General features: G+C 48.1%; 16 protein-coding genes and 1 pseudogene. 12 read left to right on the top strand and 5 right to left on the bottom strand.

Annotation, left to right across the window (positions count from 1 at the left end; all coding sequences use genetic code 11):
• Positions 1-19: 19 nt before the first annotated feature.
• The gene (locus DFR28_RS01330) at positions 20-1,030 is read right to left on the bottom strand and encodes an FHA domain-containing protein (RefSeq protein WP_113952500.1); all 1,011 of its coding nucleotides are present in this window, start codon (positions 1,028-1,030) and stop codon (positions 20-22) included.
• A 309-nt stretch (positions 1,031-1,339) separates the two neighbouring features.
• The gene (locus DFR28_RS19800; RefSeq protein ID WP_211316805.1) at positions 1,340-1,642 is read right to left on the bottom strand and encodes a response regulator transcription factor; all 303 of its coding nucleotides are present in this window, start codon (positions 1,640-1,642) and stop codon (positions 1,340-1,342) included.
• Between DFR28_RS19800 and DFR28_RS01320 the strand changes: the two genes are divergently transcribed.
• The 5 genes from DFR28_RS01320 to DFR28_RS01300 all read left to right on the top strand — a co-directional run bounded on the left by DFR28_RS01320 (position 1,643) and on the right by DFR28_RS01300 (position 9,528).
• On the top strand, positions 1,643-2,350 hold the full coding sequence (locus tag DFR28_RS01320; RefSeq protein ID WP_211316804.1) for a hypothetical protein: 708 nt from the start codon (positions 1,643-1,645) through the stop codon (positions 2,348-2,350).
• Between the two features lie 79 nt (positions 2,351-2,429).
• On the top strand, positions 2,430-4,025 hold the full coding sequence (locus tag DFR28_RS01315; protein ID WP_113952498.1) for a hypothetical protein: 1,596 nt from the start codon (positions 2,430-2,432) through the stop codon (positions 4,023-4,025).
• A gap of 252 nt (positions 4,026-4,277) precedes the next feature.
• A complete protein-coding gene (locus DFR28_RS01310) occupies positions 4,278-4,823 on the top strand; it encodes a hypothetical protein (protein ID WP_113952497.1) in 546 nt (181 codons plus the stop codon).
• Positions 4,823-8,614 (top strand): Ig-like domain-containing protein, encoded by a 3,792-nt coding sequence (locus tag DFR28_RS01305; RefSeq protein WP_113952496.1) that lies wholly within the window; start codon positions 4,823-4,825, stop codon positions 8,612-8,614. Before DFR28_RS01310 ends, DFR28_RS01305 begins: the two co-directional genes overlap by 1 nt.
• Positions 8,615-8,712: 98 nt before the next feature.
• Positions 8,713-9,528 carry a helix-turn-helix domain-containing protein gene (locus DFR28_RS01300; protein WP_211316803.1) on the top strand — a complete coding sequence of 272 codons (816 nt, stop codon included), beginning with the start codon at positions 8,713-8,715 and terminating at the stop codon, positions 9,526-9,528.
• 143 nt (positions 9,529-9,671) lie between these two features.
• Here DFR28_RS01300 and DFR28_RS01295 read toward each other — a convergent pair whose 3' ends face one another.
• Positions 9,672-11,306 carry a S8 family serine peptidase gene (locus tag DFR28_RS01295; RefSeq protein ID WP_113952494.1) on the bottom strand — a complete coding sequence of 545 codons (1,635 nt, stop codon included), beginning with the start codon at positions 11,304-11,306 and terminating at the stop codon, positions 9,672-9,674.
• Positions 11,307-11,355: 49 nt separating this feature from the next.
• Positions 11,356-11,646: pseudogene (locus DFR28_RS20030) on the bottom strand (phage tail protein); the annotation flags it as partial.
• A 1,000-nt stretch (positions 11,647-12,646) separates the two neighbouring features.
• On the opposite strand from DFR28_RS20030, the gene DFR28_RS01280 reads away from it, so the two are divergent.
• The 7 genes from DFR28_RS01280 (at position 12,647) to DFR28_RS01250 (ending at position 22,684) form a co-directional block, all read left to right on the top strand.
• The gene (locus tag DFR28_RS01280; RefSeq protein ID WP_113952493.1) at positions 12,647-13,135 is read left to right on the top strand and encodes a hypothetical protein; all 489 of its coding nucleotides are present in this window, start codon (positions 12,647-12,649) and stop codon (positions 13,133-13,135) included.
• A gap of 196 nt (positions 13,136-13,331) precedes the next feature.
• Positions 13,332-15,758 carry a G8 domain-containing protein gene (locus tag DFR28_RS01275; protein WP_113952492.1) on the top strand — a complete coding sequence of 809 codons (2,427 nt, stop codon included), beginning with the start codon at positions 13,332-13,334 and terminating at the stop codon, positions 15,756-15,758.
• 137 nt (positions 15,759-15,895) lie between these two features.
• A complete protein-coding gene (locus tag DFR28_RS01270; protein WP_147250890.1) occupies positions 15,896-17,206 on the top strand; it encodes a hypothetical protein in 1,311 nt (436 codons plus the stop codon).
• A gap of 125 nt (positions 17,207-17,331) precedes the next feature.
• Positions 17,332-17,871, top strand: coding sequence for a lipocalin family protein (locus DFR28_RS01265; RefSeq protein WP_113952490.1), 540 nt, complete (start codon positions 17,332-17,334; stop codon positions 17,869-17,871).
• 346 nt (positions 17,872-18,217) lie between these two features.
• Positions 18,218-19,963, top strand: a complete 1,746-nt coding sequence (locus DFR28_RS01260; RefSeq protein ID WP_113952489.1) for a hypothetical protein — start codon at positions 18,218-18,220, stop codon at positions 19,961-19,963.
• 33 nt (positions 19,964-19,996) lie between these two features.
• Positions 19,997-21,709, top strand: coding sequence for an ATP-binding protein (locus DFR28_RS01255; protein ID WP_113952488.1), 1,713 nt, complete (start codon positions 19,997-19,999; stop codon positions 21,707-21,709).
• 36 nt (positions 21,710-21,745) lie between these two features.
• A complete protein-coding gene (locus DFR28_RS01250; RefSeq protein WP_113952487.1) occupies positions 21,746-22,684 on the top strand; it encodes a response regulator in 939 nt (312 codons plus the stop codon).
• A 113-nt stretch (positions 22,685-22,797) separates the two neighbouring features.
• Here the strand turns inward: DFR28_RS01250 and DFR28_RS01245 are convergent, their stop codons facing one another.
• On the bottom strand, positions 22,798-23,859 hold the full coding sequence (locus tag DFR28_RS01245; RefSeq protein ID WP_113952486.1) for a class I SAM-dependent methyltransferase: 1,062 nt from the start codon (positions 23,857-23,859) through the stop codon (positions 22,798-22,800).

Below are 23,859 nucleotides of genomic sequence, written 5' to 3'. Positions count from 1 at the left end.
TTATTATTATAAGTCGGCGCTAAATTTCTCGTTTCGAGCCTTTGTAGATCGAGTACTTACTAATCCCTGTGCGAATGGCACCGCGACGCCTCTCAAACAATTTGGCGCTTCCAGAGTAGCCAAGTAAAGCTTGCCCAATCTGCTTTCGCGCGCGAAATATCATGATATTTAGGTATTTTTCATCAACCCCCATGTCGCGGCCTAGATCGCTACAACTCATCCAGCCTGCGTCGAGTAAGTCAATTGAATCCATCAGCTGTGCATGTTTATGCCTGAGCAGATGTGCCAAAATGTAGTGATGCCCACGCTCGAAAAGGTCTTGCTCTTGCGTACCCTGAATTAATGTCAACTTGGTAGATTCTTCGTCTTGACTGATATCAAACCTGAATTCAACGGCCGACATCTCTGGCTTAATTGACTCTATCACGACGGTCTTTGATTGTTCGCTGCCTAAAAAAAATCGCCAGTGATTCCCGCCCACGTTAAGTTCGCTGTCGTGTTCAAAAGGCCCTAGTTCGCTTTGATGACCTTGCTCGGCACCGACTCGAGTAGCAAACCATTGCTGACGCTCCGGACATTTATACAATTCGACTTCAGGCGTTTCGTCGTTAGGTAACATGCAATCTTCAGTCAAGGAGCAGACATTTAGCTTTTGCTCTACTTGATAGATCATGTCGTGCGGTGGCGATTCGTCACAAAACTCAAACTTGACGCCGTCTTGCCCAGCAATTTCAATGACGTCTCCTTTTTTTAACAAATACGATGTGAAGGAATCAATCCGCTCTCCATTTACCCACGTTCCATTCGCGGACATATCTCGAATCATCCAGCACTCACCCTTCCATTCGATTAGGCTATGTAACTTTGAAACAAAATCAAATTCCAAACAAGTATTGACCTGGTTTCGTCTTCGCCCGATTGTGTGATAAGCACGAAGATAGGCAATATCTTGAGTTTCTGAATACTTGAGGTGAGCCATTAAATTCAAAAAAACGTAGTGGGGTTGAATTTTCTGGACAATTATAGTCATAAATCGAGTGCAACGTCGTGCCAAAGCATCACAAAAGACCGAATGAACTCCTTGAGATTAGCCAAGTGAGTCGGGACAGACCACGTTTTAGCGTCAAGTCGTGCGTCGATCTTTACTCGACATTTACGCGTTCAACCACGAGTTCGATCGATTAAGCGTGGTCTGTCCGTACTGAATTCAAACTACTCAATTCAGTTAACTCTCCGCCCGCAACAGCATCGAGTTGAATGTGCTCGATGCGTGTTTGATCAGGTCTGTGGTGTTCTACGTATTGCGAAGGTGAAAGTGCATGCACTTAACGTCACGAGCTTACGCCGGATTCAACCATGGTTCATTCTGTGTGCGAATAATCACTTCCAAACGATTTTGGGCATTGAATTTCGACAGAATCGATGACACATGGGCTTCGATGGTGCGAATAGAACGTGAGAAGTTGGCGGATATTTCGGCGTTTGAGCGACCTTCCAGTATTTGATGCAGGACTTGTTGTTCTTTGCGCGTGAGGCAGAGTGGATGCTGTTCGGCGTCGGTGCTTTGCATCGCATCATTCATGTCGATGGAGCGAGTGTCAGCATTCTTAATTTCACAATTAGTTATGGTTTTGTTGAGCATGTGAACTACCTCGACGATCAGGAGCTTGGCGGCGGTGTCTATGCTAGCAACGGCGCAAGTGTGCGGGTGGGTAGATGTATTATTCGGAATAACCGTGCGGATATTGGCGGCGGTCTCGGCGCGGACATGAGCAGTGCTTTGTCGATTTATGCCAGTCTGGTTGGCGAGAATAGCGCCGTAGCTGGCGGCGGCGTGGGAGCAATTGACTCCTCGCAGGTGTATATTTTTTCTGAGGCGGTTATTGACAATAATCATGCCACGGAGCTTGGTGGCGGTATTGGCATGCGAACCTACGGTCGCCTGCAAATTAGTCGGAACAGCAGAATCACCAACAATCGGGTCTACGCTAACCCCGACGATTTTAGCGGGATGGGGACGGTCAGCCCCCCTATCACCGAGGGCGGTGGTATTTATATATCAAATTCGCTATCTGAGATAAGCGAGAGCATTATCGAAAATAACCTTTCTGAAGGTATTGATACGGTGTTCAACGAGCACGTCACCCTAAGGCGTGGTTTCGGCGGTGGCGTACACCTCGACTCTGGAACGCTGACCGTACTCGACACTGAGCTACGGGGAAATTCAGCTGCCACTGGCGGTAGCTTTGCCATTTATGCCGGCAGCGATGCCGCAAGCGGCACAATCTCTGAATCAACGGTGGCCGATAACATTGCGCAAAACACTAATGTCGTCACGTTTTGCTTGTAGCGATATTTTGTTAGCGCAGTGTTAAGAAAACTTGGCATAAGCAGAGCATAAAAGCTTAAATAATTTATAGAGGTATCGCATGTTTATTAGAAATCTTGCCGCTGCACATTGTCTTATATCTGCGTTTGTCGCGAGCTTTCTTGTGATGCCTAATGTGGTTGCTGCCGCTGAGTCAACGCTTCGCGCTTACCCTTACTCAGTTAAGGCCGGTGTTAAAAACGGTGATTACTCTTTTTCCGTTCCAACGCGGGTAAATGAATCACCGATAGTGGAGGTGCATCAATCTGACGGGAGATTCGCGGTGATTCTTAGGGATAAAGACGTTCACTTCAAAACATCGTTCAGTATCGATTGTGGAAATAAATGGCAACTAGAGAAAGATCCTCTGCTGTCGGTCTTCGGGAACTCGGAACACGTTACGGCAGAAAATCTTGGTGTGTTGTCTGCCAACTCTCAGTATTCACATATGACGTCAAGAATGACAAGCTTTGAACCGACTCTTTCGTCGTCACCGCAACACGCGTGCAACACGATTGTCGACGATCGCGCTAATGCTGGATTAGACACGGCCTCGCTTCTAAAAAAAGGGTTTTGGACTAAGATCGATCAGGCATATAAGGTCGGGTTACGCTATTCCTGTGTCAGAACTAAGAAAAGAAAAAGAAATCTTTTTAATCCTACTCGGTCTAAAAAGCTTAGCGCTTGGCAACCACTCTTTGTTCATTGTGTCGGTGACTCCGATTACGGTAAGCAGTTCGCAAAAACAAGTAGAAGTACCAGCGCCAGTAGCGCAAGTCATGATGACATCAAAAAGGCGCTAGCAAAGAAACGCAAGCCTACCTCGTCAAAACAAGCAAAACGCACCAACCCAAAGACGGCGGTTGATGGTGAGCTTCTTTATCAAGGGTTAATCAACTCTGGACATGAGAAGCGAGTTGTATCACCGCCAAAACTATTCGACGACTTTCTTGAATACGGCGCCACAATGACGTCCGCTAGGCAGATGCGTTTAGTCGACTTTGAAACACTGCGCATGAACCAGCGACAATATTATGTTGGGCTCTGGCAAAAAGGCAACGGAACCAGCCTGTTTGTAAAACCACTGACAGTTGCAAAATTTAATAAGCTTCATCAAAAAAATATTAATAAAGGGCTACGTCTCGCCGATTTTGAATTGTTGCAAATCAACCAAGATACCCGTGTGGTGAGCCTGTGGCAGTCCGGCAAGTTAGACGAACAATTTTCACCGAACATGAGCGCTAAAGGGTTCAAGCAACGCAATGCGACGCTAAAGAAAACGGGTTTATATCCCGTTGATATAGAGATGCTCGTCAACGACGGGGACATTCGCTACGCCGCATTGTGGCGTCAATCTAGTTCGAATCCGCCGACAAATGATTCGACCATATTGTCTAAACCAGCTCAATTTATGCCAGCGCTCGAGACAAAGCAATTTCGAACGACCAGAGATGAGCTTGTCAAGAAAGGTAAGCAATTGGTTGATGTTGAACGCGTGGTCAGAGACGGCAAAACATATTTTGCCGGACTATGGGTAGACGGCGACGGGCCTTCACGCTTAAGTAAGCCTCGAAATATAGTGCAGTTTAAGGATTTTATTAACTCGTCTAAGGCTCCGTTTGTCCAAGACTTGGAAATCCATTTCCAGCCGGAATAAACATTTTCAAAAAGCGGGACAGACCCCGTTTACGATACCTTGCGCTAGGCCGCATCATCAGTCTGCGATTTTCCCTTAAGGGGAATATTTTAAACGCTGAACGCGTTAATAGTGCCGTTCTGCGGTGAAAATAGACCGCTCGTCAGCAAACGGTTTGCCTCGTTATTTTGATTAGGGTAAATGTGGAACTCACTCCAACCACGCAATCAATCCTGCCTTTGTTGATCTGTACCTAATCATTGCTCACACCACATGCTAAAAATAAAACTCAACCTTTTCTTAGTGCTGGCCACCGGACTCACGACCGTTGGGCTTGCCAACGCGATGGTCGCCTCACAAGAACATGCTTCTCTGTTGGTTCCAATCATTGGGCTGTTACTGGATGACGATGGCGAGCAATCGATCGTCGACAGTGATAATGACGGCGTGCCCGATCATTTAGATGCCTTTCCTTTTGATCCGAACGAACAAAGCGATAGCGACGGCGATGGCCTTGGCGACAACCGAGACCCGCGTCCTAATACAGCCGAGAGCATCATCGTTTTTACGGCTGAACAGCAGCAATCGAGTATTGCCTTACACTGGTTCACCAACCTCCCAAGTGGCTGTCGAGTTTTATCGAGTCACAACCGTCAGCGGCCAGAGCGTGTGCACGTTAATGGGTTAGGGCGAGCGACGGAGTATCAACTTCTCTTAAACGCCAACCAAGTCGGGCAGTATCAAATATTCATCGAGTGCTACGACAATTTGGGGAACAGTCTTTTTTCTGAGCCGATGAACATGGAGGTAGGTGCGTAATGTTACTACAAGTTGAAAATACCCTGAGGGCGTGTCGCACACTGGCGGTCTGCCTGACGCTGAGTTTGGTGTTAAATGCAAATGCGTTCGCTGCCGACTACCCAGAAAACCGAGACTATGGAACGCAGGGTGATTTCCTTGCTAAACGGGGTACCGCATTTGGCCGCACTGCCGATTTAGGTGTGGTTGGCCCTCTCTTGGTGAATTTGCCCGAAGGCCCAGGCAGCACCTCAGATGGCATTCCATACCGCTCTGAAGATACGGTTTGGGACATCACCGATTTAACCAATCCCGTAATGATCCGCTCGCTCACATGCGACAATTGTTATCTAGGCCAGCCGATTGGCGCACATGCTACCGTGACGCGTTTTGATGAGACGCGCGGGTATTTGTATACCCGTAATGGAAGCCCGGCCGAAGACGGTGATTGGATGACATACGATCCCGCTGGCGTTGACTCGAATAGCCAGGCAGTCTCACGGAATTTGTACACTCGAGGCCGCGAGCCCTTTGCCTACACCTTGATGTTCTCGCCGTATTTTGCACATAGTTTTTGGAACTATGGCAATGCACCGGGGCGCTTACAACAAATTCGCAATGCGGATGTCTTGGGTGATTCAACGCAAGACCCTGACGAATACTGGTTAGGTGAGGTCGTTGTTGAATGGGATCATTTGGCAGAGACAGGCGTGACTGGGTTTGGCTCGTGGCTTGGCAATTTATTTGTGATGGCATCGGACCAAATGTCGACCGGAATGGCGATCTACGATATGGCCGGTGTACGCGATGGTCAACGACCTAGGTTGCTCAGTGTGTTTAACCCGACTCAAACCGAACCTGATGGTAATCGTATCGGCATCGGCGGGTACTGGGTTGAACCGTACGGCACCAACAAAATGGTTTGGGCCGCGCGCGAGCGCGTAGGAGTTTTGCCTGAGCGTCACTATCCTGCGATCTACGTTGTAGACTTCAGCGATCCTGAGTCACCGTTTTTGAGCTGCGAGATTTATTTTGATCAAGATCAGCAAAGTCCTCACGATGGCGATGCATCGAGCGACCCCATGTACGTGAACTTTCAAGATCAGTATGCGTTTGTCGATCATTTTCGCGTCGACTTGGAGCGCTGTGAGACGGCCTACGCTGATGGGCAAATCGACAGTACGGAGTTCGACCAGATTGTGGTGCGGTACAACGACATACAAAACAGTTGTGACGGCAGCCAGTACTTTCGTCCACTGGGGCAGGTGGGGATCTTTGGCGGTTACGATTGGTGGGAAACACAGGCAAAAATTCGTGTCAGTGGTGGTGAGTTGGAGTTGAATCGCTGGCATACCAATCAGTCTGGACAAGGTTTCAATCCGTTATGGCGAACTCCCTCGGGCGACTACGTGATTACCAGCCGCGACATGAGTGTTGGGGATGTGCTTACCAATTCGGCGACATCACAAACCTACACCATCACGGATTTGCAGCGCGACGAATCCATTAACGAGCAGGGCATGTGCTTTTATGTGATCCATGACGAGCCGGATACCCGTCCGCCTTTCGTGTCTGGGCATCGGCCAACGGCAAATCAAACCAATTACCCGATTGACGGGTACATTCACTTACACATTCCCGAAACACTGCGCTCAGAGAGCATGGTTAACGCATTGCAGGTGCAAGAGTTGGATGCTTCAGGCAATCCGGTCGCCAGCGTGTCATTTCGACATCAATTTACGCATACTGGCACGTGGTCAATATGGCCTAACTCGTACTTGAAGCAAGATACCAGTTACCGTGTTTCGGTGGACGGCGTGCAGGACTTTATGGGCAACACGCTGTCGCCTTATAGCTTTATATTCACCACCGGCAATGAATTGCCAACGAACCCAGACCCGGATCCCGGTGATGAGACACCGGCACCCAGTTTTCCTGGTACCCCATACATGCCTCGCCAGTCGAGCCAATTGACCTGTGATGACGAATCTCAAACCAACAATATTTGGGCAGTCAACCCTGACAATGACAGTGTCACCATTGTTGATACATCAATTGATTCGACGTCGTTTGAACTGAGCGTGTCGTCTCAACAGGAGCTGTATCTAGATTACCAAAATCCAACTTCCGCAACGCGCGTTGGAGCGTATGTTGCCATTACCTATCGTGCAGATGACAAAGTAGTTTTTCACGACGCTGATACGACGTACCCTGTGTTCGCCATTGATACCGGCCATGGCTCGCAGCCCGTCGCGGCGATCGAACACGGTGGCGACTTACTGGTGGCGACCTACGGAACCGGCGAGGTTATTCGCATTGACGTCGCTTCACAACAGATTATGCAACGCTTGGCGGTGGGCCCTACACCCAGGGCCATGGCCATGTTCGACGATCGACTGCTGGTCACGCGGGAGATTTCGGCTGACCAATACGGCGAAGTTTATGATCTGCGAGTCGGCCAAGAACTGACTTTGCAGCGCCGGATTCGGATTAATAAGGTCACCGTGCCAGATGACATCGACCATGGTTCAGGCGTGCCGAATATTCTGTCGAGCATTGTCATTAACAGAGATGGCACTCGCGCGTATGTATCGGCAATTAAGGCCAACACTGACCGCGGACTGTTTAGAAATGGTTTGCCGCTGGATGACGATAATACGGTTCGTCCAATGCTGGTTGAGATTGACCTAGTTAATCACCGTGACGCGAATACGCAACCCAGCTCACGCGCTGGGACGGTTGATTTTGACAACGCCGCTGACCCAACCTTTGTTACCTATTTGGTTGACGGGACTACCCGTGTTGTCGCTATGCAAGGCAACAACCTAGTGTTTGCTGAAAACGCGCAGAATAATACTGCCGCGCAATTTCTTGCCGGCGGAGCACCACAGGCAATGTGTGCAACGGTTCGACAACTTTACGTAAAAAACCTAACCACGCGCTCGGTAAGTGCCATTGATGTGGCGGGCTTTATTCATGACGGTCGCAATCAACCACGTATTGTGACGATTAACACCGTACAGGACGAACTGTTTACTGAAGTTGAAAAACGCGGCAAGCAAGTTTTCTATCATGCTTCGATGCCGGCCATGGGGCCAGAGGGCTACATCAGCTGTTCGGGTTGTCACGTGGATAGCGGCGACGATGGACGTGTGTGGGACATGACGGCTTTGGGAGAAGGGCTGCGCAACACACTCAGCCTTAATGGCGCCATGGGCACACGGTTTGGCGCGTTACACTGGTCGTCTAATTTCGATGAGGTGCAAGATTTTGAGCTGCAAATTGAACAGCTCAACAAAGGCGTTGGATTGATTGATGGCGTTACGTTTTTTGGTCAGTCGCCGTTGGACGAGCAAACCCGTGGGCGAAGTGCAGATCTTGATGCATTAGCGGACTACCTTGCCAGCTTAGGAAAACGCAGCGTTGCTCGATCGCCTCATCGAACATATACAGGCCAACTGACGGATGCCGCCCAACGAGGACAAGCCGTGTTCGCTGCTCAAGGCTGCGCGAGCTGTCATAGTGGCAGTGCATATCGAGATGGACTCAGCCATGACGTTGGTACCATTAAGTCCGGATCTGGAAGCCGCCTGGGCGGCGTTCTCACATCCATTCGCACGCCAAGCCTAATTGAGTTATGGCAAAGTGCGCCGTATTTTCATGATGGTTCCGCTGCGACGCTTCAAGATGTGCTTTCGGCCGGCAGTCACGCGGTGAATTTAACGAGTGACGAGCGCGCCGACCTAATTCAATTTTTGTTGTCGATTGATCGTGACTTATATATTGATGATGATCAACCTTTTACGCCGTGATAGTGGGTTGAACGCTATGCTATTAATGATGCGGTTCGTGCTCAAACACGAATCAAACAATCAGGTTAATCTTCTTCATCCCCATAAGGTTTTAAGTCGTGAATCAAGGATCTCAAAGTTATTTTTCACAGTTGCTGCGGGCAATGAGAAAGCAATATGGTCTTACACAGGCAGATTTAGCGGATCGCGTTGGTACAACGGCACGGCATGTCTCCTTTCTCGAAACAGGGCGATCTCGCCCTCGACCCGGCATGGTTGGCAGAATTGCCAACGCGTTCAATATATCGAGTGTTGAAAAAAACAGTTTGTTGGCCTCGGCAGGGTTGCCTGTCGAGGAAGTAAAGTTTGACCGCAAGGAATCCAACAGTCAGTTTATCGAGAAATCGATAAAATCGATTCTTCGAGATCACGAGCCATTTCCTGGGTGTGTGGTCGATGTGTATTCTCGTATCAAATATGTGAATACCCCATTCTCGGCCTTTTTTTCAAACCTCATCCGGGACTCTGCAGAGGAATCTATCGATGCGTTCTTTGCCGACCCCGAAGTCAAAAATTGTCTAGTGAATTGGCAGGAGATTGCCGATGCGTTCTATCAACGTCGATTATTCGAGTCCATACGAACTGGCGACCATGACCTGAAATCGTTAAGCGATCAAACCAGACGATACATTGACCGGCGCGAAAAACCCAGTGCGGAGTTACAATCTTCAGACGACATGGTGTTATTCCCGATTCTCAAGGCTTTTGGTTATGAGACAGAATTTTTTATGACTGTGTTGCGCTTCGAAAGCGTGAAACAGGGTGCGCTAAGTGAGCTGCGCGTGGAGCTGTTGTATCCAAAAGATGCACATGCGGAAAAGCAGTACACAAAAATTATGCGAGAAAAACTTAACCATATTCAACAATCCGGTTAACCATTGCGAATACATCGAAGCACTTCGGGCGTTAGAAGACGTTCGACTCATTGAGTGCTACTTGGGTTGTATTTCTGTTTGATACTCAACAAAAGGGGACAGCCTGAAGCTGTCTTAAGCATGTCCTTACTTAAACGTAACTCTTAGGGTTCGACGTAGTCTACCTTGAATTCAAAACCGGTCCCACTGTTCTCACGGGTGCTTACAAACCAAAGTAATGCCGGATGCCCGCCTTTCACCAACAGTGGCGGCGGAAGTTCACGTCCGCTCAATTTCAACAGTAAGTTGCGCTGTTCTGTGGTCTCACCGGCAAATAGGTGAATGATGTCATGATGCAGTTCCGTGTCGAGCTTGGTGAATGTGATCTGCGCGTTTTCACCTTCAGGCGGAACCACCAGCCACTGACAATCACTCAAATGCGCATAGTCACTGCCTACGCTGCCATCAGTGTACACGCCTTCAGCTTCGATGCGCTGAAGCCCCTGGCAATAGCGTTTAGAGAGTTGAACCAACTTGAACGCATAGCGCATACCAAAGCGAAAATCTTTGCGACCTTTGGCTTGTAACTTGATCTGAATAGCGTGACTGGAAAACTCCAACTCATGCGGCAGCGCATCGGCTTTGCCTTGCCATAAGTGTTCACCGTCTAACGAGGAGATCGTCACCTGCACAGACTTATTCTTGCCTTCGAAGAAGGGCTTGAGCACAACACCAGAATATGCGCCTTCAGGCTGTATTCGCCAGTTCAGCTCAGGTTTGCGTGCCTTACCTTTGGTAAATAGCAGCACGCCTTCTGGGTTGCTAAACGTGTGGTTGAGCGGCAACCCTGCTTTAACACAATTTATTGCCGCCGAAATATTCAACGCACCAGCACCAAACTGGCCAGGAAAAAGTGGATTCAGCTTGTCGACAGCATACGACGTCATACTCAGGCATGATTCTATCTCGAGCTTAGTGATTGAAGGGCGTGCCAGTTTCATCAATGCCACCGCAGCCGAGACACGTGCGGTGGCTATCGAGGTGCCTCGGTCTCGGCGAACGCCGTTATTACTGGCCACGTCCGCCGACTCCGTCTCTGCGCCCATGGCTGTTAGGTCCGCCTCCTCACCTAGGTTTCCGTCAATCGAAATACCCCTCTCATCAACACCAGTCACCGCGAATACTTGACTGTGTGCAGCTGGGTAAATCTGTTCGTCCTGGTAGTGATTGCCCATGGCAGCCACCACGAATGCATGACTATCAGCAATACCTGCTAACGCGCTTTTGGCTTGATCGTCGACGAGACCACCACTCCAACTCAAGTTCACCACGTTTGCGCCGCTTTTGAGCGCGTAGTCCAAGCCTCGGTAGCCATCTTCGACGGTGTCGCGGATAGACGCATCGGACACGGCTTTAACAAACATCAGTTTGATGGGATAATCATCTCGCTCACCAAGTTGATCTCGAATTATCTCGGCGATTACCCCGGCAATAAAGGTACCGTGATACAGCTTCGACTGCCGATCGACAGCGGGCAATACGGTCCCATCCATGTCGGAGACGTCCCAGCCGACGAGATCATCCACCACACCGTTTGCGTCGTCATCGATCGTGTTGTTGGGGACTTCCCCCGGGTTTCGCCACACCATGCCTTGGAACAGACGGTGGTTATGATTAAAGCCGTCGTCGACGATGGCAATGACAATAGGCAAATCTGAAAACGTCGATGCACTCGTCACACCATGAGGAATCACGGCGGCAACTATGCTTGTCACCGCCACCCAAAAAGCAGATTTCATTTTGCGTTTGAAGAGACCTTGCCGTCGCGTGCTACTGAACCGGAAGCGCCAAGTTTCTTGTTTCAGCTCCGCCTTTTTGCCCTTCGCGAATATCGGTTAAACCTGGTCCCGACCCTGCACCGATTGGCGATCTACCTCGCAAATCAGGCAGTGCAAATGTAGTTTCTCCATCGCCACCATATATCGTACCGATTAAGGAATACAAGGCTGAGTTCTGTGCGATAGGCAACAATTGCCCTTGGCAAAGCGCCCAACCTCTCGGTGCAAAGGTACCAGCAAACATCACGATTTCGGCCAAGATAGGGTTCTCACTATTTCTGGAAGGGTAAAGACCTTGCATGGCGATAATGTAGTTCACGCCAAGCCAAGGGTCACGAATATTCACTGGCGAGGAAGTTCTTGCAGTCAAACCCGATGGATTAAATGCAATCACTTTTTGGGCAGGCAGATTGGCGTCCGGGGTTGTAATTTGAATTCTGGATCCAGCTGAGTAGACGATGCCGCTCAAGGTCTTCTCATTCGGATTGGCTGCATCAGGAATCGTTTCAAAGATTGTCGTATCGTCTACGCTAATAATCGTACCGTCTGCACCATCGGCCCCTGCCGGCCCTTGAATACCTTGCGGTCCAATTGCACCCGGATCCCCTTTGTCACCCTTATCACCTTTGAGGCCAGTGTCACCGGTATCGCCTTTGTCACCCTTGTCGCCTTTGAGGCCAGTGTCACCGGTATCGCCTTTGTCACCCTTATCGCCTTTGAGGCCGGTGTCACCGGTATCGCCTTTGTCACCCTTATCGCCTTTGAGGCCAGTGTCACCGGTATCGCCTTTATCACCCTTGTCGCCTTTGAGGCCAGTGTCACCGGTATCGCCTTTATCACCCTTATCGCCTTTGAGGCCGGTGTCACCGATATCGCCTTTGTCACCCTTATCGCCTTTGAGGCCTTGAATGCCTTGCGCGCCGGTCGCGCCGGAAGCTGCAACGAGATTCCAATACTCAGTGTCGGGTGGTATGTTTGCGAGACTGGACGTGTGAGACTTGACTGCAATATAGCTGCTGCCACCTTCTTCAATCACTTCCGCCTTTGAATAATTAGTATCAACCTGCCAACTTCCGCGCCAGGTAGATTCTTCTCCCATTAAGGGCACCACCACTACTTTATTTCCATACTGGGACTGCGCGTTCGCTGACACACTGATCAACCAAACCAGCCCAATTAGACAAAAACGTAATTTATTCATCAACCCATACCTTTTTCTATATATCAATCAGTCAATGAAATGTTAACATAAATTAACAGTTTGCCCACACGATATCCTCTGAATAGCAACACACAATACAATGAATAATTCTAAACGACGTTCACTTAAAATCGCGCTAGCCGGTGGTGCGACATTACCTTTGTGGCACAAACCTTTGGTCAACGCCATTGTTCTGCCTGCTCATGCACAGACTTCTAGCTCCGGGGTCAGTAATATCATTGCGGCCTCTTTGGATAGTGAAAATCCTTTCTCTCGCTTTGTTTTGATTGTCGACGACAATGATAATGTGTTGGCAAATTGCGGAGAGAGTGGTGGCACCGCATCAGCGGAGAATCTACCCGCAGGAACTTATCGCGTGTTTGCTGACAGTGACGGCGTGCAATCTCACATCGTCGATGTCACGGCAGGCGACACGTCACTAAGTGTGACTGTACCAACTTCTACCGGTAACTGCGATTTTCTGGTCGCCACGGTCGAACTACCGAGCGGCACGATCATGCCAGCTAACGGCGAACAAATCGCAAGCAATTGGCGTTGCAGCACGAATCAAGGTACCAACTGTCAGTAGCGCGCCGATCCACGCTTAGAAATAGGGCTTCACGGTTACTGATGGACTTAAATGAGTGCTTGCTCTCGATCTGCTAGTTCATAATAAAAAACAGAGGTTTGCTATGCCAAGGTGGTGTGAACATATAGTTGTAGGCAAGAAAAGGTATTCAGTGTTACCTTAAAAAGTCTGACTGTTGTGAAATAGTGTGATTCTAATGGCTCGATTGATAATTGGCATTGTTGTTACTTCGTTGTATTCCGCGGTATTAATGGCCGGAGGAACGCATGCAGAACATATGGCTGTTCTGAGTCTTTTAACGCCAGATCAGGCTTCGCACATAGCGGTAAATAGTCAGGATTGGTCTAATCCGTCAACGTGGTCGAGCGGTAGTGTGCCAGGGACTGGTGCCGATGTGTATATTCCAGAAGATATTTCCGTTTCTTATGATGCTAATAGCAATTCTAAATTAGACGTTGTACGAATTGATGGAACGTTAAGTTTTGATCGTTCTGTGAATACGAAAATCGTCTTGCAAACAATGATAACAGGGATGAAATCAAGCCTTAAAATTGGCACAGTTAATCAGCCTATTGGGGGAAACGTTAAGAGCGAAATTATCTTTATTGATGACGCAATCGATAAAAATATTGACCCCAGTCAAATGGGGCACGGCTTAGTTGCGATCGGTCAGGTTGATATTCATGGTGCTGCGAAGTTGCCGTATTCCACATTGGGTGCGCCAGCATTACGGGGCATGTCTTCGATACGTTTGAACGGCGACCTAAGTACTTGGCGAGTCGGGGACGATATTTTGATTGTTGGTACCAACGGTGACACTAAAGCGGAAGATGAAATTAGGCGCATTGTGCAAATTTCAGATAACGGAACGGTGAGTTTGGATAGCCCTCTAGATTACGACCACCGACCGCCGCAAGGATATGACGATTTGCCCCTGTATGTTGCAAATACATCACGAAATATTGAGTTTCGTTCTGAAAATGTGAATGGCATTCGTGGGCATACGATGTTTATGAATGAAAGTACCGACATTCGTTTTGCGGAATTTTTAGGTTTAGGTCGAACAGATAAAGGCATCCCGCTGGATGCAGACGGCAACGCGCTCGACGGCAGCGACAACATTACTGGGCGGTATTCTATTCATTTCCATGAAATCGGTGTTGGTGATGATTATCCGTTAGCGATTGCCTACGGGAATTCTGTTCACGATAACCCCGGTTGGGGAATCACACATCATAGCTCGAATGCGGCCATTGATTTTAATGTGGTGTTTAATGTCAAAGGTGCCGGAATTGTTGCTGAAGATGGTAACGAAACGGGTCAATGGGTGGGTAATTTAGTCACGGGAATATACGGAGACGGTGATGATGCGTCGATTAATCGTGATGAAAAATTAGGGGATTTTGGTCATTCCGGTGAGGCCTATTCTTCAACCGCTAGATCGCTTTTACAAAAAGATAATATCGCCGCGAACTCTACTTATGGTTGGAAGTTTACGGCTTTGCAAAGCGATGCTTCGTATGATTCTTATGCGAGCATACTTGATAAGTTTAACCCCACACCACTGCTAAAAACATCAGTTGGTACGACTGGTAATTTTATTGGTTTTCACGGCAATACGGCCATAGGTGTTAGCATAGCGCTCGATTCAGGGCATCGAAGAGGCTTTTCTTTAACGTCCGATGTTCGCAGTGATATCGTGGACTTTACTGCATGGGAAGTGACTGATAAAGCGTTCGACTTTTTTTCATACACCGCTGATTACGTTATTAAAGACTCGCTTCTAATTGGCGCTGATAGTGGTGCTGGCTCTGGAGTGAAATTAGATAAAAAATCAGAAGGTACGTCTTTGATTGATGTGCATTTTGAAAATTTCAATGTGGCGATCAAGGACTCTGGGTTAAACAATCTAGGTGAATACGTGAATGTGTCATTTAAAGACAATAATACAAATTTGCGGGCTGAAAATTATGGCGAAAATATAGAAGGGCGAGTTTTTAATCACCCGTTTAGAAACACAAGCGGGGTAAATCTGAACCAAGCTATAGCGGTCGTATTAGATGCAGAGTCTGATCTAACGTTAAGTCCAAACGACAATAAAATTTTTATTTCAGGCACGATCACCGATAGCCTCGGAAGTTATCCCTTAGGCGAGAATGTTTGGCTCTCACAAAGAAACGGTGTTTATTTTATTGAGAGCTACAAACTCGGTTATACCAATAATAGCGATAAAACAATCTCAACGAACATCGTAGGTAATAGTGGATACACGACTGCTGAAGAGCTTCTTGAGATGCACGGCGCATTCCAAAAACCAAATGGCAGTTGGGTCATGCAAGTTGTTTTCTGGGTGACTGATCGCTTTACAGCAACTCATACGCCAATAGTAATTGAGGTACAGCTTTCCGGTTTTACCAATTCATACTTATCTCAATACAAGACAACGGCTAAAACCCCAGATGGGACACTCACTTATAGAGACGTTCTAACTGGCAATGTCTTAGATTATGCTGGTAATGTGGTCGGTAATAATGGCGATGGTCCACCGTCTTATCCAACGCCTCCAGCTGACTCGCAAGGCTCATTCGTTGTCCCCACAATTATGTTGTTATTGGATGACTGACTTTATAAGTCTACGTTTGAATAACCAATAAACGACTCAGAGTGAGCACGAGTTCGATTGATCGAAGGTGGACGGTCTCTGATTAGTTTCTTGCTATCATTTTGCTCTCGGTCCTGATCCAATAAGGCTACTACACGATGCGATATAGATATACTAGACGAGCGTTCGCGCAGAGGTTGTGCGCATTGTTTCTGATTCTATGGACCGTTAGCTCAGCGTTTGCTCAGCCGGTTTCGGACGATGACGAGCTATTATTCTTGCCGTCGATTCTTGCAAAAAGAGCGGCTAGCACGCCAAGTTCGGTGTCTCTGTGTCGTGGTTTTACCGTCAACGATAAGCAGAATCGGCCTATGCGTTCAATGCTTAAACCGTCTGCTGGCGCGAGCTATGTTGATGCGGTGTTTGGGAGCACTATCACGCGCATTAGTGATTCATCGCAGATTAGTAGTGGCATTATTAAAACGCTCTACAGCACCATTCAAGCGTGGAATGCCGACGAATCTTTGATGATTTTGTGGCATCGAGGCGCAGGCCATTATTTATATGATGGTCAAAACTATAGGCTGCTAAGCCAGCTGCCGGTGTCACCGGTTGATATTGAGGAACTATTTTGGAGTACCTCGAACCCTGATTTAGTGTACTACCCGAACGGAGCGATTGGCCAAACGGTGAGCACCGCACAAGGACCATATCGTCTCAAGGGTAATGAGTTGATGAGTTACAACGTAGCCTCACAGCAGCATTCGGTTATCAAAGATTTTAACGCAGTATGCCCTGGTGCCGATGCCGTGACTGCCGGCGGTGATGTGCAAATGATGTCGTACGACGATGACGTATTTGGCTTGCGTTGCGGCACCAAAGCCTTCAGTTATCAACGCTCCAATGACACGATTACGCTGCTGCCGATAGCCGCGGGCGGGAATGCGCCATCGGTGTTTCCCAGTGGCAAGCTGTTTTATCACCAAGGTCATGTGTTAAACCAACAACTCGCAGCGGTTCGTAGCTTTGACCTAGCCAGCGCGAATGAGCACTCTAGCGTGGGGCGTTTAGCCAATGGTAATGATGCCTCTACCGGTCAATGCAGAGTGCTGGTAGGCCAAGCCAACGGCTATCCGTATACGCTGTCTGGCACGCACATTAGCGCACTTGCGCATCAGCGCCCCGGTTGGGCTGCAGTGTCGAGTGTCGGCTATGGCGATGAAGGCGACACCGCTCTCGAACAGGAGTTGTATTTGGTTAACTCAGACCCAAACCAAGCGGAAGTATGTCGAATTGCGCATCACCGTTCGGCAGCCCGCTATGGTTTGGTCGGTTATTTTGCTGAGCCGCATCCGGTGCTCAGCCGGAGTGGCACGCGGGTGCTATTTAATTCCGACTGGAATAATAGTGGTTCAGTTGATGTGTATGTTGTTGAGCTTGCCGGATACAAAAGCCGTAAGAAAAACTGACGGTATCGGTACAAGATTCGGTATCTAACTATTTTTAACAATGAGAATAGCCCTCTAAATGCAAAGCTCTCGCTATACTCGTTCGTTGACACTAACGCCAGCCGCCATCTGTTAGCCTCACGGGTATGAAAATTATCTCAAAACTAGTTATGGCGGGCTTGGTGGCGCTTTCTGTCGCGGCCTGTGCTACCCGCGCGCCGATGCCTACTGTGGAATCGGTTGATCTGACTAAATTTATGGGTGATTGGTATGTTATTGCCAATATCCCTACGTTTATCGAGCGTGAAGCCTACAATGCGATTGAGAGCTATGAGCTTGATAGTGATGGCAATATTGCAACGACCTTTACCTTCAATAAGGGCAGTTTTGATGGCCCGTTGAGAACTTACAATCCGAAGGGCTTTGTTAAAGACAAGACCAACAATTCGCTTTGGGGTATGCAGTTTATTTGGCCAATCAAAGCGGATTATCGAATTGTTTATCTCAACCAAGATTACAGCCAAGTGATTATTGGGCGCAAAGCACGAGACTACCTTTGGCTGATGGCGCGAACCCCACAAATAAGTGACGCCGACTACCAAGCCCTAGTGCGAGAATCTGAACGCTTAGGATATGACCCTGAACTGTTACGCAAGGTGCCGCAGCAGCGCTTAGGCGAGCGTTAATTACGGATATGCGAGTGAAATCGTGGCGTCACTGTTTAGATTAGCGAGAGACTCTTGACTGACCTTTTACCACGTTGGTTCAAACTCACAAAGAAGTGCGCAACGATAAACGAGTGCCCACATTCATTGATGTTGATCAGTTTTCACAATCTGAAGCTAAAATACCGCTATACTTAAGAATAATGTTCGTTTTCTTATGGGCAATAAAGCCACCTCTCTGATTTATCATTAGGCATGGTTGCCGAACAGAGACTTATTCGCCAAAATAACGGCGTAGATCGATGCGAAAAGCGCATAACGATAATTATTAAAACTAACCCTGCATGCGCCCCGTGCCCCGTAAACTTTGTTAAAGCATAAGTACATTTCTCGTTATTTTTTATGGCTAGCGTTGCTTGTTTCCGCGCTGCATCTGAGTGCTTGTGGGCGATCACAACCTACCGATGTTGAGATTCAAGCTTACATTGAGAATTACCAGGTTACCCACGACTACAAAGTAGCGTTGATGGACTACGATGTTGAGCCCAGTCAGAGCGGTGATTCGGGTAGCATTCGGGTGTCAGGAAAGTTAGAACTGCGTCACCCGTTATATATCGAAGACCTTGGGAACACGGAGTTCCGCGAGCGAGTTGAAAAAGTACTGCGGCGCAACCGTTTCTCAGAACGTGAGATAAATCATGAAATCTATGACCGTGTGATCCGTGCAATGGCTCGCATAGAGGGTCGTGAAAACGAGTATTACACTTTCTTAAAAGAAGAGTATGCGCCGGGTTATATGATCAATTTTTCTGCTGATCTGATCTACAGTAAAGGCGCAAATGGTTACGTGCTTGACGGTTTGGTTAACCATCCTAAATTGCAAGGTTCGCGTTTGGTGAAGTTCACCAACCCAGTGGTGGATGACACAAAGCTGGTAGACAAAGCCGTTGAGGCCGTGTTGGCAGAACAGGCCCGCTATCACGAATTAATGAAAGCCAGTAGCGCGGTGTTGACTAAGCTTTGGGACAACGAGCATGGCTTGGTTGTTTGGAATCGTAAAGTACCGTATTTAGGCGACGAAAACTTGTCGGCGAGTGAGCGTGCTCAATTGCAGGAATACACCGATTGGCGCGGTGTTTATCGTATTTCAAATATTAAGCCGGTGCAGTTTAATACGCCGCATGCCTCAAACTTCTTTGAACTGGGCAGCTACACCACTGATGGCATTGCCACGTGTTTGCGGCCAACTGGTTTCGCTCGAGAACTTAAGCACAGCAAAGCTAATTTTGAGCACTATTGCGAGTTTGGCAAGCAGTACCCAATTAAGGTGTTGCTGGCTTCACTGCTAAATGAAACAAATGAATTCGACGCCTTGGTTGAGTTTGAGATTGGCGGAGCCAGTACCGGCGAATTAATTTTTCAAGAATCATACTTTCAGCGTGAGGAAAATGAATTAGCGCGCTACAGTGACCGACAACGTGTGGTTTTTCTCGAGCAACCGTTTGATCTGGCAAGCCATAATCGGCCTGCATTTAGATTAGTCAAATCGAGTGATAATAAAGAAGAATTGCTACGCCTTGAGTACACTGGCGCAACCGACTACGTGGCAGCCGGACTCGGAGAGATTCCACAAGAAGAGTTGATAGACGTAAGTAGTTTGAGTCAAGCCGTCGATGAAACGTCAAGCGATGCCGTGCAGCTCAGTGTGGCGCCGACGGTGGGCGAGAACAATGCAGAAAGTAACAAGAACAAAGCCATTGATAGTGCACCACCTTCGGCCGAAACCGAGATGGTCAAAGCGATTCAAACCGAGTTAAAGCGACTCAATGTGTATACCGCAGAGATTGACGGTATTGCCGGAGAGCAGACATATTGGGCTATGGATTACGTGAAAAAGCAGTTAGGTGATAACAGCGCGGTTAGGCCGTCGCAAGCGCTTTTGACACAGCTGAAAGACACACCCGATACTGCGATTATGACGCCGACAGAAGCCGAAAGACTTGCCGCAGAGCAATCCCAAGAAGCCATTGCAGAGCAGCCTAAGAAGAAAAAAACCTTAGGTGGTTGGTTCAGTGGCCTATTCAAAAAGAAAGACAATAAACCGAAGGATTAATATCGGGCTGCCTCACAGTTCTGATGTGGACTTATGCGCAAATACATAATTATACTGCTGGGGCTGGGCCTGATCGGAATCGGTTTAACCGTTTATTTTCTGACGCAAGAAAAGAAGCTGGATCAAACGGTGTATCTGCAAACTACCGAATCGATTCGTAACCTGCAGACCCTCGACAAAAATCTGCGGTTGTTGCTGAATCAGTCACGCTTTAATAGTCAGTTTGATCATCACCGTTTGCGTGACGTGAACCTGGAGCTGAGCGCTGAATTTGACAATTTACGCTTTGAGGCACTGTTTGAAGAGATTGAAAGTAGCCAACAACTAAGTGAGACGGTGACCGCTTTTGAGCGCGCGTTTACCAATCGTAATGAGTTGTTAGAGCAATATATATCGGCCAATACGCAAATTATTAAGAATCTGCTGCGAGTCAATACGACCGCTCCGGTGTTGATGTCGAACGCGGAGTTGAAGGAACAAAGCGATTTGTACGATTCAATCATTAATGCGCAATCTCAATTGTTTAGCCTAACCTTGGGCAGCGGCATGATTGGCGAGCTAAGCCTGACCGAAGAGAATCCTACACAAGAGTTGCTGCTTGCGACCGGACGTTCATTGCAGCGCTACCGGGCGGCAGTGCTCGGCATTGCTGAGCTCTACCCTATGGCCGACGCGCAGTACCAACAGTTGACCTCAATCGAGACCGGTGATTTGCTAAATCAGATCGAATCCGATTATGCGGCGTATCATAATGACGCGATAAAGAGCTCTAACTTGCTGCGTAACGCGCTGGTTGCTTATGCGCTGCTATCGTTGTTGGTATTAGTATTTTTCGCTTATAAAATTTGGCGCAACTATGAGTCATTGGAGCACCAAGTAGCTGAACGCACCGAAGAGATTAAGAAAGCGTACGAGGAATTGCGAGAATCTCAACAACAGCTGATTCAAAGTGAAAAGATGGCGTCGCTCGGTCAGATGGTGGCTGGGGTCGCGCATGAAATCAATACGCCGCTGGGCTACGTTACCAGCAATGCTGGGTCACTCAAACTGAACCTGTCTGAGCTCAATACGCTGTTGAACAAATTGCATGATCTAGCCAATGATTACACCGCTCAAGACCAAAGTGCAGAGACCATTGCGGCCAAACTCGAAGAGTTGATTGAAGAAGAACGCGAGCTAGAGGCGAATGAATTGATCGAAGAGAGTCAGCAATTGTTGAACGATGGCATGTTCGGTCTAAGTGAGATTTCAAAACTGGTTCAAAGCTTGAAAAACTTCGCGCGACTTGACCGTCAGTCAACTGAGAATATCGATATTCACGATTGTCTAGATAGCTCTTTAACCATTGCCAGTAACCCTATTAAGGAAAATGATGTTACTGTGGTACGTGAATTCGGTACGCTACCTACCATTGAATGCGCACCGTCTAAACTGAACCAGCTATTTTTGAATATCATCACCAACGCGTGTCAGGCGATGCATGAACGACAAGGTTCACTGACGGTTCGCACCGAGGTTGAGAACCAGGAAATCCGCATAGATTTCATCGACCAAGGCGGCGGAATGGATGAGGCGACACAGCAAAAAATGTTTGATCCATTTTTCACCACCAAAGATATTGGTGAAGGCACCGGCATGGGAATGTCGATTGCGTATAAAATCATTGAAGAACATAATGGCCGTATTGAGGTCAGTTCACAGTTGAATCAGGGCACCACGGTATCGGTTTTTTTGCCCACCACATAACGTGACCGATTTAAGAAAAGTTAGGGATGTCAGCATATGAAGTCGAATAAAAAATACACTATATTGTGTGTCGATGACGAACCCCGCATTACCAGCGCGCTCAAGGCTTTGTTTCGACGCGAGTACTCGGTATTGACTGCAAACAGTGGGCAAGAAGCCCTAGAAATCCTTGAAGACTGTACGGTAAACGTACTGCTCAGCGATCAGCGGATGCCTGGTATGTTGGGTAGCGAGCTCCTTACTCAAGTCAGTCAACTGTACCCGCAAACCATACGAATTCTATTGACCGGCTTTATGGATCGTCAGGCTATTGTCGACTCGATCAACGAAGGCGAGGTCTACCGATTTATCAATAAGCCGTGGGACAATGTTGAAATCAAAGAGGTAGTGGCCGAGGCCTCAGAAGCCTCAGAGCTTCCGGCCGGCACCGTTTTTTTGGGCGATGGCACGGTGGTTCAAGGTGGCGAAGACGAAGCTTTTCTGTCTGCGACACGCGGTAAAGCTATTGTACTGATTGAGCAGAATAAAGATGTTCGCAATCAGATTCGGCGCTTTTGCTCGCAGCGTGAGATTATGGCCTACAGCACTCAAAACGTGGAGCAGGCGATTACTGCCGCGACCACCCGAGACAACGTCGGTGTGGTGATTGTGGAATTGAGTGGCGAAGAGCAAACGCTACAGACCATCAATCTGCTCAAACAGGCTCGACCTGAATTGGTAGCCATTACCCTGACCAAGGAATATGACGCCGATACGGCGGTTAACCTGATCAATCAAGGTCAAGTATTCAAGTATCTCGCGTACCCTATAAGCAACGAAGACCTCTACAGCACAATCGACAAAGCTTTTCGCCGCCATCTGTACTTAAAAGATAACTCCGCATCCTGGCGCCGTTACAAAGTAGAAAAAAACAGCGGACGTATCTCATCTGGGCTGCACGCATTGTTCGGTAAACTTCTAAGCCCGGTTAATTAAGGTGCTGAACGGTTTTAGCTAAGCCATTTTTAGCCTATCAAGTTGGCGATTCGAAATATCAGGGTACACTCAGATTGCGCGTTTTGAATACGGGCTATTGTTAATTATTCGACCTATCCCTTTCTCGCGATCACGCAATGATTATGAAACACCCGATACCATCTGGAGTGCTCCCGTAGTATCCAAGGTACGAAATCAGTCTCGTCTTGAATGCTCAACTTTTTGTCGATTAGCAGCCTGTTAACGGCTTCATTGGATGGCGTATCGGCATCTCCAATCCAGTTATCAATTGGAACATCGTCTGACCCCCAAGAGTAGGGTGACGTGAGTATTAGTAGCCCACCGGGTTCTAAGCGATCAATCAACACGTCCAAAAATGCTTCTGGGTCTGGCACGACATCAATAACGTTGAGCGCGGTAATAACATCAAATTTTCCGGCCACGGGCAGTTCAAATAACGAAGCGACCAGAAACTCGACGTTGGTGTTAAAAGGACCGACGGTAATTTCTTCATGCCGCAGACCATCGATATATCGGCGCACCGTTGTTTTTGCGCTGGGTAGACCTAATTGAAGTTTGCGCGCAGCAAGTAATGGATTGAATGCTGTGTCAATCGCCAAGACTGACTCAGCTTGCGAGGCTAATCGCCATGTCATGCCTCCGACATTTGCACCAACGTCGAGCGCACGTTTGATACCTTCGGGCTGGAGGCGCTTAAGTGTGTTGGCAACATATTCAAACACTGAGGGTTGCTTTGCTAATAGTGCGCCAAGTTCTGAATTGTCATCGGACCCGGCGGGTACGGGATCGTAGTGTGTAGCAAGAAATATATCTACCCAGCGTGGTAACTCGTAGTAATTATTAGCCGGTGAGGCGGACATTCGCCAGCCATGCTGATCTAAGTACTTCCTTAATGGTTCACTTATGCCGCCGCTGTTGAATGCGCCTTCAACAATATAACTGTAGTTCGAGCGCAACCATGAATTAGGATTAGCCAGCAATATGGCGATGCCACAAATGACGGGGTATTGCTTAGCACAGCTAGTGCACACCAGTATGCCCTCATGCAGCTCATTGTTGGACTCTCGATAAACCGGCTTGGTGGCCGCTTCATCTACGGTCAGCATCGATTCACATTTTGGGCATTGGATAGAATTGATTAATGATGTCTTCAT

The sequence above is a fragment of the Arenicella xantha genome (assembly GCF_003315245.1).
In the GTDB taxonomy this organism is placed as follows: Bacteria; Pseudomonadota; Gammaproteobacteria; order Arenicellales; family Arenicellaceae; genus Arenicella; species Arenicella xantha.
The sequence above is the reverse complement of the archived record's forward strand: the minus strand, read 5'-3'. Positions and strand labels throughout refer to the sequence as shown.

Excerpts from the sequence above, each read along its gene's own strand:
- DFR28_RS01310 (WP_113952497.1), top strand. The coding sequence starts at position 4,278 with ATGCTAAAAATAAAACTCAACCTTTTCTTAGTGCTGGCCACCGGACTC.
- DFR28_RS01250 (WP_113952487.1), top strand. The coding sequence starts at position 21,746 with ATGAAGTCGAATAAAAAATACACTATATTGTGTGTCGATGACGAACCC.
- DFR28_RS01275 (WP_113952492.1), top strand. The coding sequence starts at position 13,332 with ATGGCTCGATTGATAATTGGCATTGTTGTTACTTCGTTGTATTCCGCG.
- DFR28_RS19800 (WP_211316805.1), bottom strand. The coding sequence starts at position 1,642 with ATGCTCAACAAAACCATAACTAATTGTGAAATTAAGAATGCTGACACT.
- DFR28_RS01245 (WP_113952486.1), bottom strand. The coding sequence starts at position 23,859 with ATGAAGACATCATTAATCAATTCTATCCAATGCCCAAAATGTGAATCG.
- DFR28_RS01265 (WP_113952490.1), top strand. The coding sequence starts at position 17,332 with ATGAAAATTATCTCAAAACTAGTTATGGCGGGCTTGGTGGCGCTTTCT.
- DFR28_RS01280 (WP_113952493.1), top strand. The coding sequence starts at position 12,647 with ATGAATAATTCTAAACGACGTTCACTTAAAATCGCGCTAGCCGGTGGT.
- DFR28_RS01255 (WP_113952488.1), top strand. The coding sequence starts at position 19,997 with ATGCGCAAATACATAATTATACTGCTGGGGCTGGGCCTGATCGGAATC.
- DFR28_RS01270 (WP_147250890.1), top strand. The coding sequence starts at position 15,896 with ATGCGATATAGATATACTAGACGAGCGTTCGCGCAGAGGTTGTGCGCA.
- DFR28_RS01295 (WP_113952494.1), bottom strand. The coding sequence starts at position 11,306 with ATGAAATCTGCTTTTTGGGTGGCGGTGACAAGCATAGTTGCCGCCGTG.
- DFR28_RS01330 (WP_113952500.1), bottom strand. The coding sequence starts at position 1,030 with ATGACTATAATTGTCCAGAAAATTCAACCCCACTACGTTTTTTTGAAT.
- DFR28_RS01315 (WP_113952498.1), top strand. The coding sequence starts at position 2,430 with ATGTTTATTAGAAATCTTGCCGCTGCACATTGTCTTATATCTGCGTTT.
- DFR28_RS01305 (WP_113952496.1), top strand. The coding sequence starts at position 4,823 with ATGTTACTACAAGTTGAAAATACCCTGAGGGCGTGTCGCACACTGGCG.